Origin of the sequence: Pseudomonas sp. (assembly GCF_048265905.1) — a bacterium.
Classification (GTDB): Bacteria; Pseudomonadota; Gammaproteobacteria; order Pseudomonadales; family Pseudomonadaceae; genus Aquipseudomonas.
In genome coordinates this window covers 1-15,585 of record NZ_JBLXAP010000025.1, presented here as the reverse complement: position 1 = coordinate 15,585, position 15,585 = coordinate 1, and the positions used below count along the sequence as shown (strand labels likewise).

At 53.5% G+C, this 15,585-nt stretch carries 12 protein-coding genes, 1 tRNA gene and 1 pseudogene; all 14 read right to left on the bottom strand.

Translation table 11 applies throughout. The features are described 5' to 3' along the window. A partial coding sequence (locus ACN0UH_RS19145) for a GTP-binding protein (RefSeq protein ID WP_417663547.1) occupies window positions 1–137 on the bottom strand: 137 nt, incomplete at its 3' end. 30 nt (window positions 138–167) lie between these two features. Beyond that, window positions 168–2,273 carry an elongation factor G gene (fusA, locus tag ACN0UH_RS19140; RefSeq protein WP_417663546.1) on the bottom strand — a complete coding sequence of 702 codons (2,106 nt, stop codon included), beginning with the start codon at window positions 2,271–2,273 and terminating at the stop codon, window positions 168–170. A 33-nt stretch (window positions 2,274–2,306) separates the two neighbouring features. After that, entirely contained in the window at window positions 2,307–2,777 is a 471-nt protein-coding gene (rpsG, locus tag ACN0UH_RS19135; protein ID WP_010490886.1) for a 30S ribosomal protein S7, read from the bottom strand. Window positions 2,778–2,900: 123 nt separating this feature from the next. Beyond that, entirely contained in the window at window positions 2,901–3,272 is a 372-nt protein-coding gene (gene rpsL, locus ACN0UH_RS19130; protein WP_003186084.1) for a 30S ribosomal protein S12, read from the bottom strand. A gap of 157 nt (window positions 3,273–3,429) precedes the next feature. Then, the gene (rpoC, locus tag ACN0UH_RS19125; protein ID WP_417663545.1) at window positions 3,430–7,629 is read right to left on the bottom strand and encodes a DNA-directed RNA polymerase subunit beta'; all 4,200 of its coding nucleotides are present in this window, start codon (window positions 7,627–7,629) and stop codon (window positions 3,430–3,432) included. A 64-nt stretch (window positions 7,630–7,693) separates the two neighbouring features. Further along, the gene (gene rpoB / locus ACN0UH_RS19120; RefSeq protein ID WP_087515481.1) at window positions 7,694–11,767 is read right to left on the bottom strand and encodes a DNA-directed RNA polymerase subunit beta; all 4,074 of its coding nucleotides are present in this window, start codon (window positions 11,765–11,767) and stop codon (window positions 7,694–7,696) included. A 219-nt stretch (window positions 11,768–11,986) separates the two neighbouring features. Then, a complete protein-coding gene (gene rplL, locus ACN0UH_RS19115) occupies window positions 11,987–12,358 on the bottom strand; it encodes a 50S ribosomal protein L7/L12 (RefSeq protein WP_339516972.1) in 372 nt (123 codons plus the stop codon). Window positions 12,359–12,436: 78 nt separating this feature from the next. Continuing rightward, window positions 12,437–12,937: a 50S ribosomal protein L10 gene (gene rplJ / locus ACN0UH_RS19110; protein WP_087515479.1), complete on the bottom strand. Its 501-nt coding sequence runs from the start codon at window positions 12,935–12,937 to the stop codon at window positions 12,437–12,439. 201 nt (window positions 12,938–13,138) lie between these two features. After that, window positions 13,139–13,834, bottom strand: coding sequence for a 50S ribosomal protein L1 (gene rplA, locus ACN0UH_RS19105; protein ID WP_010490899.1), 696 nt, complete (start codon window positions 13,832–13,834; stop codon window positions 13,139–13,141). After that, complete coding sequence (gene rplK / locus ACN0UH_RS19100) at window positions 13,835–14,266, bottom strand: 50S ribosomal protein L11 (protein WP_010490901.1); 432 nt, start codon at window positions 14,264–14,266, stop codon at window positions 13,835–13,837. Window positions 14,267–14,384: 118 nt separating this feature from the next. Continuing rightward, the gene (gene nusG, locus ACN0UH_RS19095; protein ID WP_339491023.1) at window positions 14,385–14,918 is read right to left on the bottom strand and encodes a transcription termination/antitermination protein NusG; all 534 of its coding nucleotides are present in this window, start codon (window positions 14,916–14,918) and stop codon (window positions 14,385–14,387) included. Window positions 14,919–14,927: 9 nt separating this feature from the next. Next, window positions 14,928–15,296, bottom strand: coding sequence for a preprotein translocase subunit SecE (gene secE / locus ACN0UH_RS19090; RefSeq protein WP_417663544.1), 369 nt, complete (start codon window positions 15,294–15,296; stop codon window positions 14,928–14,930). Window positions 15,297–15,339: 43 nt separating this feature from the next. After that, window positions 15,340–15,415, bottom strand: a tRNA-Trp gene (locus ACN0UH_RS19085). A 53-nt stretch (window positions 15,416–15,468) separates the two neighbouring features. Beyond that, window positions 15,469–15,585 (bottom strand): annotated as a pseudogene (locus ACN0UH_RS19080) (elongation factor Tu); the annotation flags it as partial.

The window sequence follows — 15,585 nt, the reverse complement described above, 5'->3', positions numbered from 1 at the left end:
TCGCGGGCGGCACCGCCCCAAGTTTCAGCACAAACGCGAGTCAGTGCTGCAGTCAGAGTAGTTTTACCATGGTCAACGTGGCCGATTGTGCCAACGTTTACGTGTGGTTTTTTACGTTCAAACTTTTCTTTAGCCACGACAGTGAACCTCTTGCCTAAAGGGCTGGATTAGCCTTGTTTTTTAACGATAGCTTCGACGATATTCGACGGAGCCTCGGAGTATTTGGAGAATTCCATGGAGTAGCTCGCGCGACCCTGAGACATGGAGCGAACGTCGGTTGCGTAACCGAACATCTCACCCAACGGAACTTCGGCGCGGATAACCTTGCCGGAAACCGTATCTTCCATACCCTGGATCAGACCACGACGACGATTCAGGTCACCCATCACGTCACCCATATAGTCCTCAGGTGTTACTACTTCCACTTTCATCACAGGCTCAAGCACAACTGCGCCGCCCTTTTGGGACAACTGCTTGGTCGCCATGGAGGCAGCTACCTTAAACGCCATCTCGTTGGAGTCGACGTCATGGTAAGAACCATCGAACACAGTAGCCTTCAGGCCGATGAGCGGATAGCCGGCAACAACACCGTTCTTCATCTGCTCTTCAATGCCCTTCTGAATAGCCGGGATGTATTCCTTAGGAATAACACCACCCACTACCTCGTTGACAAACTGCAAGCCTTCCTGACCTTCGTCTGCCGGAGCAAAACGAACCCAGCAATGACCGAATTGGCCACGGCCGCCAGATTGACGTACGAACTTGCCTTCGATTTCGCAAGACTTAGTGATCTTCTCACGGTACGAAACCTGCGGCTTGCCGATGTTGGCCTCAACGTTGAACTCGCGACGCATACGGTCTACGAGGATGTCGAGGTGCAACTCGCCCATGCCGGAGATGATCGTTTGACCAGTCTCTTCATCAGTCTTAACGCGGAAAGATGGATCTTCCTGAGCTAGCTTGCCCAGTGCGATACCCATTTTTTCCTGATCGTCCTTGGTCTTAGGCTCAACGGCAACCGAAATAACCGGCTCCGGGAAGTCCATACGAACCAGGATGATTGGCTTGTCAGCGTTGCACAAGGTTTCACCGGTGGTGACGTCCTTCATGCCGATCAGAGCCGCGATGTCGCCAGCGCGCACTTCTTTGATCTCTTCACGGGCGTTTGCGTGCATTTGCACCATACGACCGACACGCTCTTTCTTGCCTTTAACCGAGTTAATCACGCCGTCGCCGGAGTTCAATACACCCGAGTAAACACGGACGAAGGTCAAGGTGCCGACGAATGGGTCAGTCGCGATTTTGAACGCCAGAGCCGAAAACGGCTCGTCGTCGTCTGCGTGACGCTCCATTTCTTTTTCCTCGTCATCCGGGTCAGTACCCTTGATGGCAGGAATATCGCTAGGAGCAGGCAGATAGTCGATAACAGCGTCGAGAACCAAAGGCACGCCCTTGTTCTTGAACGAAGAACCGCAAACAGCCAGTACGATTTCACCAGCGATGGTACGCTGACGCAGAGCTGCTTTGATTTCGTCGTTGGTGAGCTCTTCACCTTCGAGGTACTTGTTCATCAGCTCTTCACTGGCTTCAGCAGCAGCCTCAACCATGTTGCTGCGCCACTCTTCAGCCAACTCCCGCATATCTTCCGGGATAGCTTCACGACGCGGAACCATGCCACGGTCAGCTTCGTTCCAGTAAACAGCTTCCATAGTCATCAGGTCGATTTGACCCTGAAAGTTGTCTTCAGAACCGATAGCCAGCTGGATAGGCACCGGAGTGTGACCCAAGCGCTGCTTGATCTGAGCGATCACGCGCAGGAAGTTAGCACCGGCACGATCCATCTTGTTTACGTAAACAAGACGCGGAACGCCGTACTTGTTGGCTTGACGCCATACGGTTTCCGACTGCGGCTCAACGCCTGAAGTACCACAAAACACTACGACAGCGCCGTCGAGTACGCGCAAAGAGCGCTCTACTTCAATGGTGAAGTCAACGTGGCCCGGGGTATCAATAACGTTGAAACGGTGTTCATGCGAGTACTGCTTAACAGAACCCTTCCAGAACGCGGTGATAGCAGCAGAAGTAATGGTAATACCACGCTCCTGCTCCTGAACCATCCAGTCCGTGGTCGCGGCGCCATCATGCACCTCGCCCATCTTGTGACTTTTGCCTGTGTAAAACAGGACCCGCTCAGTCGTAGTGGTTTTGCCGGCGTCTACGTGCGCGACAATACCAATGTTACGGTAGCGGTTAATCGGTGTAGTACGAGCCATAAAGCCCTCGCAAATTTAGGAAGCGCTAGAAAATTAGAAGCGGTAGTGCGAGAAAGCCTTGTTGGCTTCAGCCATACGGTGCACGTCTTCACGCTTCTTAACTGCAGCACCCTTGCCTTCGGCAGCGTCCAACAGCTCACCAGCCAAACGCAAAGCCATAGATTTCTCGCCACGCTTACGGGCGAAATCTACCAGCCAGCGCATGGCAAGAGCATTACGACGGGAAGGACGTACTTCAACAGGAACCTGGTAAGTAGCACCACCAACGCGGCGCGACTTCACTTCGACCAGCGGAGCGATGGCGTCGAGAGCTTTCTCGAAGATCTCCAGGGGATCGCTGTTCTTACGTTCTTTAACCTTGTCCAGCGCGCCATAAACGATACGCTCGGCAACGGCTTTCTTGCCGCTTTCCATTACGTGGTTCATGAACTTGGCCAGAATTTGGCTTCCGTATTTTGGATCATCAAGCACTTCGCGCTTGGCTGCTACACGACGTCTTGGCATGTGATAAGCCCTCAAACGGTCTTCAGGTTAGCTCGGGACCGCATATGCGCCCGACCTTACTCTTATCGACTCAAATAAATAGATAACTGCAATTTAGCGAAACGCCCCATTACTGGGCCGCAATCACTTTGGACGCTTAGTACCGTACTTCGAACGACCCTGGTTACGACCTTTAACACCGGAAGTATCCAAAGAACCGCGAACGGTGTGGTAGCGAACACCCGGAAGGTCTTTTACACGACCGCCACGGATCAGAACAACGCTGTGCTCTTGCAGGTTGTGACCTTCACCGCCGATGTACGAAGAAACTTCGAAACCGTTGGTCAGGCGAACACGGCAAACTTTACGCAAAGCCGAGTTAGGTTTTTTCGGCGTAGTGGTATACACGCGAGTGCATACGCCACGACGTTGCGGGCAGTTCTGCAGCGCAGGCACGTCGGATTTCTCGACGATACGCTTACGCGGCTGACGTACCAGCTGGTTAATAGTTGCCATCTTTAGCTCCACTGTTGTCTTTCGACGCTATTGCTTTTCAAACAAAGCAAAATGGCAGAGCAACATGCCCTGCCAAATTTAGGGGTGCATGAGTCTAAAGAGACTCAGCCTCCCAGTCAAGATGCAACCCCGCCGCAGATGCGGCGGGATTACGCTCTTAATTTCCGCTGAAGTTCAACGCTTCGGTCAGTGCAGCTTCAACTTCGCTGGCACTAACACGTACTGGCTTGTCGATTTCACGCTTGCGCTTACGCTCGCTGTGATAGGCCAAACCTGTACCTGCTGGGATCAAACGACCCACAACAACGTTTTCCTTCAGGCCGCGCAGGTAATCGCGCTTACCAGTAACCGCCGCCTCGGTAAGAACGCGAGTGGTTTCCTGGAACGATGCTGCCGAGATGAACGATTCAGTCGACAACGACGCTTTGGTGATACCCAGCAATACGCGGGTGTACTTGGCGATGAACTTGTCGGCTGCTGCCAGACGCTCGTTCTCACCCAGTACCGCGGTCAACTCCATCTGGTCGCCCTTGATGAAGGTTGAATCGCCGGATTCAGCCACTTCAACTTTACGCAGCATCTGACGCAGGATGGTCTCGATGTGCTTATCGTTGATTTTCACGCCCTGCAGACGGTAAACGTCTTGAATCTCGTTAACGATGTACTTAGCCAACGCGCTAACACCCAACAAACGCAGGATGTCGTGCGGGTCGCTTGGGCCGTCGGAGATAACTTCACCCTTGTTAACTTGTTCACCTTCGAACACGTTCAGGTGACGCCACTTCGGAATCAGCTCTTCGTACGGATCGCTACCGTCGGTTGGTGTAATCACCAGACGACGCTTGCCTTTGGTTTCTTTACCGAAGGAGATGGTGCCGCTGATCTCCGCCAGAATCGAAGCTTCTTTCGGACGACGCGCTTCGAACAAGTCGGCAACGCGTGGCAGACCACCGGTGATGTCACGGGTTTTCGATGTTTCTTGCGGGATACGAGCAATTACATCACCCACGCCCACTTGCACACCATCCGCTACACCGACCAAGGCGTTTGCTGGCAAGAAGTACTGAGCCGGTACGTCGGTACCTGGCAGCAGCAAGTCTTTGCCGTCAGCGCCAACCATCTTAACTGCAGGGCGAATATCTTTGCCGGCAGCTGGACGGTCTTTCGGATCGAGAACTTCAATGTTGGTCAAACCGGTCAATTCGTCAGTCTGACGCTTGATCGTGATGCCTTCTTCCATACCAACGAAGGTCACAGTACCTTTCATCTCGGTAACGATTGGGTGAGTGTGCGGATCCCACTTGGCGACGATTGCGCCCGGCTCCACTTTGTCACCCTCCTTAACCGAGATCACAGCACCGTAAGGCAGCTTGTAACGCTCGCGCTCACGACCGAACTCGTCAGCCATGGCCAGCTCACCAGAACGCGATACCGCGACCAGTGCGCCGTCAAGACGCTCAACGTGCTTCAAGTTATGCAGACGGACAGTACCGCCGTTCTTAACCTGAACGCTGTCAGCAGCCGAGGTCCGGCTAGCCGCACCACCGATGTGGAACGTACGCATGGTCAACTGTGTACCCGGCTCACCGATCGACTGTGCAGCGATTACGCCGACAGCTTCACCGATGTTGATCTGGTGACCACGTGCAAGGTCGCGACCGTAGCACTTGGCGCAGATGCCGTAACGGGTTTCACAGGTGATTGGCGAACGCACGACTACTTCGTCGATGCTGTTCAGTTCAATGAACTCAACCCACTGCTCATCAACCAAGGTACCGGCTGGCACGATGACGTCTTCGGTGCCTGGTTTGAATACGTCATTGGCGATTACCCGACCCAATACGCGCTCACCCAATGGCTCTACAACGTCGCCGCCTTCAATGTGCGGAGTCATGTATAGACCGCGCTCAGTGCCGCAATCGATCTCAGTCACTACCAGATCCTGAGCAACGTCAACCAGACGACGCGTCAAGTAACCGGAGTTAGCTGTTTTCAGTGCGGTATCCGCCAGACCTTTACGAGCACCGTGAGTCGAGATGAAGTACTGAAGTACGCTCAAACCTTCACGGAAGTTCGCAGTAATCGGCGTTTCGATGATCGAGCCGTCTGGCTTGGCCATCAGACCACGCATACCGGCGAGCTGACGGATCTGCGCAGCAGAACCCCGCGCACCGGAGTCGGCCATCATGTACATCGAGTTGAAGGACTCTTGATCGACAGTCTTGCCGTCACGGTCGACTACTTTCTCTTTCGAGAGGTTAGCCATCATCGCTTTGGAGACTTCATCGTTGGCCTTCGACCACAAGTCGATCACCTTGTTGTACTTCTCGCCCTGAGTTACCAGGCCCGATGCGTACTGGCTTTCGATCTCTTTAACTTCTTCGGTAGCCGCGTCGATGATGCGAACTTTTTCATCAGGGATAACGAAGTCGTTAACACCAATGGAAACGCCCGAGATCGTCGAGTATGCGAAACCGGTGTACATCAGTTGGTCAGCGAAGATAACGGTGTCTTTCAAGCCAACAGTGCGGTAGCACTGGTTGATCAGCTTGGAGATCGCCTTCTTCTTCATCGAGTGGTTGACCACGTCATACGACAGGCCGTCCGGCACGATTTGGAACAGCAGCGCACGGCCGACAGTAGTGTCGACGATACGAGTATTTTTGGTGATGCTGCCATCGCGGTCTTTAATGACCTCGTTGATACGCACCTTAACGCGGGCATGCAGAGACGCTTGACCACCACGGAATACGCGGTCAACTTCTTGCAGGTCAGCGAATACGCGACCTTCGCCTTTGGCGTTGGTAGCTTCACGGGTCATGTAGTACAGACCCAATACAACGTCCTGCGAAGGAACGATGATTGGCTCACCGTTAGCTGGCGACAGAATGTTGTTGGTCGACATCATCAGCGCACGCGCTTCGAGCTGGGCTTCCAGCGTCAGCGGTACGTGAACAGCCATCTGGTCACCGTCGAAGTCGGCGTTGTAGGCCGCACAAACCAACGGGTGCAGCTGGATCGCCTTACCTTCAATCAGAACCGGCTCAAACGCCTGGATACCCAGACGGTGAAGGGTCGGTGCACGGTTGAGAAGCACTGGGTGTTCGCGAATTACTTCAGCGAGAACGTCCCAAACCTCTGGCAACTCACGCTCGACCATCTTCTTGGCAGCCTTGATGGTAGTCGCGAGACCACGCATTTCCAGCTTGCCGAAAATGAACGGCTTGAACAGCTCGAGAGCCATCTTCTTCGGCAGACCGCACTGATGCAGACGCAGCGTTGGGCCTACGGTAATTACCGAACGACCGGAGTAGTCAACGCGCTTACCGAGCAAGTTCTGACGGAAACGACCTTGCTTACCCTTGATCATGTCAGCCAAGGATTTCAGCGGACGCTTGTTCGAGCCAGTGATGGCGCGACCACGACGACCGTTGTCAAGCAATGCGTCAACAGCTTCCTGGAGCATGCGCTTTTCGTTGCGCACGATGATATCCGGCGCAGACAGATCAAGCAGACGCTTCAAGCGGTTGTTACGGTTGATAACGCGACGATACAGATCGTTCAGGTCAGAAGTCGCGAAACGACCACCGTCCAGCGGTACCAACGGACGCAGATCTGGCGGCAGAACCGGCAGAACGGTCAAGACCATCCACTCTGGCAAGTTGCCGGAACCCAGGAAGGCTTCCATCAACTTCAGACGCTTGGACAGCTTCTTGATTTTGGTTTCCGAGTTCGTTTGCGGAATTTCTTCACGCAGACGGCCAATCTCGTGCTCCAGGTCGATAGCGTGCAACAGCTCGCGAACAGCCTCGGCGCCCATACGTGCGTCGAAGTCGTCACCGAACTCTTCCAGTGCTTCGAAATACTGCTCATCGTTCAGCAGCTGACCTTTTTCAAGGGTGGTCATGCCTGGATCGATAACGACATAGCTCTCGAAGTAGAGAACGCGCTCGATATCACGCAGGGTCATGTCCATCAGCAAACCGATACGGCTCGGCAGGGACTTCAAGAACCAGATGTGAGCAACCGGGGAAGCCAGCTCGATGTGGGCCATACGCTCACGACGAACTTTCGCCAGTGCAACTTCAACGCCGCACTTCTCACAGATCACACCACGGTGCTTGAGGCGCTTGTACTTACCGCACAGGCACTCGTAATCTTTTACCGGGCCAAAGATCTTGGCGCAGAACAGGCCGTCACGCTCAGGCTTGAACGTACGGTAGTTGATGGTTTCCGGCTTTTTAACTTCACCGAACGACCACGAACGGATCATCTCAGGCGATGCCAATCCAATACGGATGGCGTCGAACTCTTCGACTTGACCCTGGTTTTTCAGCAAATTCAGTAGGTCTTTCAAGGCCTTTCCTCCTGGCGGAGCTGGCGATGGAGCAAAGTGCTCCACCGCCGATTCGCGTCACGTGTTATTCGGTTTCCAGATCGATGTCGATACCGAGTGAACGGATCTCTTTGATCAGAACGTTGAAGGACTCAGGCATGCCTGGCTCCATACGGTGATCGCCGTCAACGATGTTTTTGTACATCTTGGTACGGCCGTTCACGTCGTCCGACTTCACGGTCAGCATTTCTTGCAATGTGTAAGCGGCGCCGTAGGCTTCCAACGCCCAGACCTCCATCTCACCGAAGCGCTGACCACCGAACTGCGCCTTACCACCCAGCGGCTGCTGAGTAACCAGGCTGTAGGAACCAGTGGAACGCGCGTGCATCTTGTCGTCCACCAGGTGGTTCAGTTTCAACATGTACATGTAGCCGACAGTGGTCTCACGCTCGAACTGGTTACCCGTACGACCGTCGATCAAGCGCATCTGGCCGCTTTCTGGCAAGTCTGCCAGTTTCAGCATGGCCTTGATTTCGCTCTCTTTGGCACCGTCGAATACTGGAGTGGCCATTGGCACACCGCCACGCAGATTCTTGGCCAGATCGGTAATTTCCTGATCACTGAACTCGTCAAGGCTTTCCTGACGGCCACCGATCTCGTTATAGATCTGCTGCAAGAACTTACGCAGTTCAGCGATCTTGCGCTGCTCTTCGAGCATGCGGTTGATCTTCTCGCCCAAACCTTTAGCCGCGAGGCCCAGGTGAGTTTCGAGAATCTGACCTACGTTCATACGCGATGGTACGCCCAGCGGGTTGAGTACGATGTCGACCGGTGTACCGTGTACGTCGTGCGGCATGTCTTCAACTGGCATGATGACCGAAACCACACCTTTGTTACCGTGACGACCAGCCATCTTGTCACCCGGCTGGATGCGGCGACGGATTGCCAGGTAAACCTTAACGATTTTCAGCACGCCTGGAGCCAGGTCATCGCCTTGCTGCAGCTTGCGCTTCTTGTCTTCGAACTTGTCGTCGAGCAACTGACGGCGATCGGAGATGTAGGCTTGAGCCTTTTCCAACTGCTCATTCAGTGCATCGTCAGCCATACGCAGCTTGAACCACTGGCCACGCTCAAGACCGTCAAGGAATTCGTCGGTCAGCTCTGCGCCCTTCTTCAGGCCAGCGCCGCCTTCAACTACCTTGCCAACCAGAGCTGAACGCAGACGCTCAAAGGTTGCACCTTCAACAATGCGGAACTCTTCGTTGAGGTCCTTACGGATCTCGTCGAGCTGAGTCTTCTCGATCGACAGTGCACGCGCATCGCGCTCAACGCCGTCACGGGTGAAGACCTGTACGTCAATGACCGTACCTTTGGTACCAGTTGGCACGCGCAGGGAAGTGTCTTTAACGTCAGACGCTTTTTCACCGAAGATAGCGCGCAACAGCTTCTCTTCTGGAGTCAGCTGGGTTTCGCCTTTCGGCGTCACTTTACCAACCAGAATGTCGCCTGGGCCTACTTCAGCGCCGACATACACGATGCCTGCTTCGTCCAGCTTGTTCAGAGCTGCTTCACCAACGTTCGGGATGTCCGAGGAGATTTCCTCAGGCCCAAGCTTGGTGTCACGCGCCACACAGGTCAGTTCCTGAATATGGATCGTGGTGAAACGATCTTCTTGAACCACACGCTCCGACAGGAGGATGGAGTCTTCGAAGTTGTAACCGTTCCACGGCATGAACGCGACGCGCATGTTCTGGCCAAGAGCCAGTTCACCCATGTCGGTCGACGGGCCGTCAGCCATGATGTCGCTACGCTTGACCTTGTCACCCTTGCTCACCAGCGGACGCTGGTTGATGCAAGTGTTCTGGTTAGAACGGGTGTATTTGGTCAAGTTGTAGATATCAACACCGGCTTCGCCAGTTTCAACTTCGTCGTCGTTCACACGAACAACGATACGGCTCGCATCAACCGAGTCGATCACACCGCCACGACGTGCAACTACGCAGACACCGGAATCGCGCGCTACGTTGCGCTCCATACCAGTACCCACCAGCGGCTTGTCCGAACGCAGGGTCGGAACAGCCTGACGCTGCATGTTCGAACCCATCAACGCACGGTTGGCGTCGTCGTGCTCGAGGAACGGAATCAACGAGGCGGCCACCGAAACTACCTGCTTCGGCGAGACGTCCATCAGGGTTACGTCTTCAGGTGCTTTAACGGTGAATTCGTTGAGGTGACGTACAGCCACCAACTCATCAACCAGTTGACCTTTGTCGTTCATCAGAGCCGAAGCCTGGGCGATCACGTGATCGGCCTCTTCGATTGCTGACAGGAAGACGATTTCGTCGGTTACCAGCGTGTCCTTAACCACACGGTACGGGCTTTCAAGGAAGCCGTACTGGTTGGTGCGCGCATAGGCAGCCAGGGAGTTGATCAGACCAATGTTCGGACCTTCCGGCGTCTCAATCGGGCAAACACGGCCGTAGTGAGTCGGGTGTACGTCACGAACTTCGAAGCCTGCACGCTCACGAGTCAAACCACCAGGGCCCAATGCAGAGACACGACGCTTGTGCGTGATCTCGGACAGCGGGTTGTTCTGGTCCATGAACTGTGAAAGCTGGCTGGAACCAAAGAACTCTTTGACCGCGGCAGCCACTGGCTTGGCGTTGATCAGGTCTTGCGGCATCAAGCCTTCGCTTTCAGCCATCGACAGACGTTCTTTAACCGCACGCTCAACACGTACCAGACCTACACGGAACTGGTTCTCGGCCATTTCGCCGACGCAACGAACGCGACGGTTACCGAGGTGGTCGATGTCATCGACGATGCCTTTACCGTTACGGATATCAACCAAAGTCTTGAGGACTTCGACGATATCTTCTTTGCTCAACACGCCCGAACCTTCGATCTCGGTGCGACCGATACGACGGTTGAACTTCATGCGGCCTACAGCCGACAGATCATAACGCTCTGGGCTGAAGAACAAGTTGTTGAACAAGGTCTCGGCAGCATCCTTGGTTGGCGGCTCGCCTGGACGCATCATGCGATAGATTTCGACCAAAGCTTCCAATTGATTGGTAGTCGAATCAATCTTCAAAGTGTCAGAGATGAACGGACCGCAATCGATGTCGTTGGTATACAAGGTTTCGATGCGTACAACCTGCGCCTTAACAACTTTGGCGAGGATTTCAACGTTTAGCTCGGTGTTGCACTCAGCGATAATTTCGCCAGTTGCCGGATGCACGATTGCCTTGGCGCTTGTACGGCCAATCAGGTAATCGATAGGAACTTCAAGTTCCTTGATGCCGGCTTTGTCCAGCTGGTTGATGTGGCGCGCAGTAATACGGCGGCCTTGCTCAACAATGACCTTGCCCTTCTCGTCTTTGATATCGAGAACAGCAATTTCACCACGCAGACGATGAGGCACCAGTTCCAGACTCAGGGACTCGCCCTTAACGTGGAATACGTTGGTGACATAGAAAGCGTCAAGCATCTCTTCAGTGCTGTAACCCAGCGCGCGCAGCAGTACCGAGGCCGGCAGCTTACGACGGCGGTCGATACGTACGAATACAGCGTCTTTCGGGTCGAATTCAAAATCGAGCCAAGAGCCACGGTAAGGAATTACACGAGCGGAATAGAGCAACTTGCCAGAGCTGTGCGTCTTGCCGCGGTCGTGATCAAAGAACACGCCTGGCGAACGGTGCAACTGGGAAACGATGACTCGTTCGGTACCGTTGATAACAAAGGTACCGTTCTCAGTCATCAGGGGGATTTCCCCCATGTAAACTTCTTGCTCTTTAATGTCCTTGATCGCTTTGTTCGACGATTCTTTGTCGAAAATGATCAAACGAACTTTTACCCGCAGCGGCACGGCATAAGTCACGCCGCGAAGGACGCACTCTTTGACGTCAAAAGCCGGTTCGCCCAGGCGATAACCGACATATTCCAAGGCAGCATTGCCGGAATAGCTGATAATCGGGAAAACGGACTTAAAGGCGGCATGGAGGCCGATATCGCGAAACTTATCCTTGGTCGCTCCCGCCTGCAGGAATTCGCGGTACGAATCCAGCTGGATGGCCAGGAGATAAGGCACATCCATGACATCCGGCAACTTGCTAAAGTCCTTGCGGATACGTTTTTTCTCAGTATATGAGTAAGCCATCAGCGTTCCCCAGCTTGGTCACCTGCTTATTTGGCCTCTCCGACGGGAGCAGCCAGAAACTCTTGCAAACCCCTTTGGTTTGCGCCACCACTTCGGGTGGGGTTTTCCAGCCCTAGATCAGCTGTACGAGAGCCAACCTAGAACGGAAAAAGGCCGGTGGCAAAGCCACCAGCCATCAGCCTTAAGCGAGTCGCTCGGGCTGTAGACGCAAGGTCGTGCTTACTTAAGCTCGACTTTGGCGCCTGCTTCTTCCAGAACTTTCTTAGCAGCTTCGGCTTCTTCTTTCGAAGCGCCTTCTTTAACAACGCCAGGAGCGCCGTCAACTACTGCCTTGGCTTCTTTCAAGCCCAGACCAGTCAGTTCGCGAACTGCTTTAATTACGTTTACTTTCTTCTCGCCAGCTTCAAGCAGAACGATGTTGAATTCGGTCTGTTCTTCAGCAGCAGCAGCGCCGCCAGCAGCTGGGCCAGCAGCAACAGCTGCAGCAGCGCTAACGCCGAACTTTTCTTCCATAGCGGTGATCAGTTCTACAACCTGCATCACGGACATTTCGGATACGGCGTTGATGATGTCTTCGTTAGTCAGAGCCATGACTCTAATTTCCTGTATTGGGGGACAGCCTTCGCGGCTATCAAATAAACAAATATGATCGAAAGAGTGCTGAATGCCTTAGGCAGCAGCGGATTCTTTCTGGTCACGAACAGCTGCCAAAGTACGAACGAACTTGCTGGTAGCGCCTTGAATCACGCTCATCAGCTGAGAAATCGCTTCGTCGTAGGTCGGCAAGCTTGCCAGTACGTCGATCTGGTTGGCTGCAATCAGCTTTCCTTCAAACGCGGCGGCCTTGATCTCGAACTTATCCTGACCCTTGGCGAATTCCTTGAAGATACGAGCAGCAGCGCCCGGATGTTCATTAGAAAACGCAATCAGGGTTGGGCCAGTAAAGACGTCGTTCAGCACATCATACGAAGTGCCTTCAACTGCACGCTTGAGCAGAGTGTTACGTACAACTTTAACGTAAACACCTGATTCACGAGCTTCTTTACGGAGTCCGGTCATTGCAGCTACGGTCACGCCACGGGCATCAGCCACGACAGCGGACAGGGCAGCTTGGGCAGCCTCGTTGACTTCAGCGACGATGGCCTTCTTGTCTTCGAGTTTAATTGCCACGGGTAAAACTCCTGCTTGTTACCGTTTCATCTGGCCGAGGCCGGATGTCGTTTTGGTGTCTGATTCGGTAAAGAACCGGGAGCACCATCTGCGTAGGTTTTCCTGTTTAAGGCTTGCGCCACCTACGGTCTTGGATAGCCCCCGCCAGGCAGGGACCCCAATTTTTGCAAACGGGCGCATAACTCACGCCCGCTCTATTCCTTATGCGTCGAGCGAAGCCTGATCAATGATCAAACCAGGACCCATGGTAGTGCTCAGGGTCACACGCTTAACGTAGATACCTTTAGAAGTTGATGGCTTCAAACGCTTAAGGTCTGCAATCAGAGCCTCAACGTTCTGCTTCAACTTCTCGGCTTCAAAACCAACTTTACCGACGGAACCGTGGATGATGCCGTTCTTGTCAGTACGGAAACGTACTTGACCAGCTTTAGCATTCTTCACAGCAGTTGCTACGTCAGGAGTAACAGTGCCGACCTTCGGGTTAGGCATCAGGCCACGAGGACCGAGAACTTGACCCAACTGACCCACAACACGCATTGCATCAGGTGATGCAATAACGACGTCATAGTTCAGGTCGCCGCCTTTCATTTCAGCAGCCAGATCGTCCATACCAACGCGATCAGCGCCGGCAGCCAGAGCAGCTTCAGCAGCTGGACCCTGAGTGAACACTGCCACGCGAACAGATTTGCCCGAGCCGTTTGGCAGCACAGTAGCGCCACGAACAACTTGGTCAGATTTACGCGGATCAACGCCCAAGTTCACAGCGATGTCTACAGACTCGGAGAACTTGACAGCCGAAATCTCGGCCAGCAGAGCGGCAGCTTCGTTGAAGTTGTAAGCTTTGCCAGCTTCAACTTTCTCAGCAATTGCCTTTTGACGCTTAGTCAGCTTAGCCATTTACACACCCTCCACGTTGAGGCCCATGCTACGTGCGGAGCCGGCGATAGTACGTACGCCTGCATCCAAGTCAGCGGCAGTCAGATCAGCTTGTTTAGCTTTAACGATCTCTTCCAGCTGAGCACGAGTCACGGTGCCAACTTTAACGGTGTTCGGACGAGCAGAACCGCTGGTCAAGCCAGCTGCTTTCTTCAATAGAACCGAAGCCGGGGTGCTTTTGGTTTCAAAGGTGAAGCTACGGTCGCTATATACAGTGATGATCACTGGAGTCGGCAGACCTGGCTCTTGGCCTTGAGTCTTGGCGTTGAACGCCTTGCAGAATTCCATGATGTTCACACCGTGCTGACCCAGCGCCGGACCTACCGGTGGCGAAGGGTTAGCCTGACCTGCCTTTACCTGCAGCTTGATATAAGCTGAAATCTTCTTAGCCATGAGCTACTCCAATATTGGGTTCAAACGCCTTGACGGCTCCCCAGTTACTTACGCGTTTATCCCAGTGACGACAAAACCCCGCAGTCAATAACTGCGGGGTAAGGGATGCTTATGTCAACTATGCCTTTTCGACCTGACTGAACTCCAGTTCTACCGGCGTAGAGCGGCCAAAGATGGTAACTGCCACTTGGACACGGCTCTTTTCGTAGTTAACTTCTTCGACGACACCGCTGAAATCAGCAAATGGCCCATCGATAACCCGGATCATTTCACCTGGCTCAAACAGAGTCTTCGGCTTAGGCTTATCACCACTATCAGCGACGCGACGCAAAATCGCTTCCGCTTCTTTGTCAGTGATCGGGGCCGGCTTGTCAGCCGTACCACCAATAAAGCCCATGACACGTGGCGTATCTTTAACCAAGTGCCAAGTACCTTCGCTCATGTCCATTTGAACCAGAACATAACCCGGAAAGAACTTGCGCTCGCTTTTACGCTTCTGACCATTGCGCATCTCGACCACTTCTTCAGTAGGCACGAGAATTTCACCAAAGCCATCTTCCATACCAGCGAGTTTTATACGCTCGATCAACGAGCGCATAACATGCTTCTCGTAACCCGAGTAAGCATGCACGACGTACCAACGCTTAGCCACGGGACACCCTTAGCCGACAATCAACGAAATAGTCCAGCCGAGCAGAGAATCTAATCCCCACAACAACAGAGCCATTACCAAAACAACAGCCACAACAATCAATGTGGTCTGCGTGGTTTCCTGACGCGTCGGCCAAACAACTTTACGAATTTCGACGCGAGCTTCTTTCAGCAAAACAAAAAAGGCCTGGCCCTTTGAGGTTTGCAACGCAACAACACCAGCAACCACAGCAACAACCAGCAGAGCCAGTACACGATACAGAATCGGCTCAGCTGCGAAGTACTGATTACCAACCACGCCAACTACTACAAGAGCAGCAACAACCAGCCACTTGAGCAGGTCAAAGCGAGTTTCTTTGGCTTCAGCCTTTGCATTCATTTACGAGGATCCTGTTAAAAGACGCGCCAAATTCATGAGAAAATGGCAGGTCAGGAGGGAATCGAACCCCCAACCTACGGTTTTGGAGACCGTCGCTCTGCCAATTGAGCTACTGACCTAGAACAAAATTAGGCCGACCATTATGTCGGCCTAAGAGTGACAAATCAACCGATTACTCGATGATCTTGGCAACTACACCAGCACCAACGGTGCGGCCGCCTTCGCGAATCGCGAAACGCAGACCATCTTCCATGGCGATTGGAGCAATCAGGGTAACAACCATTTTGAT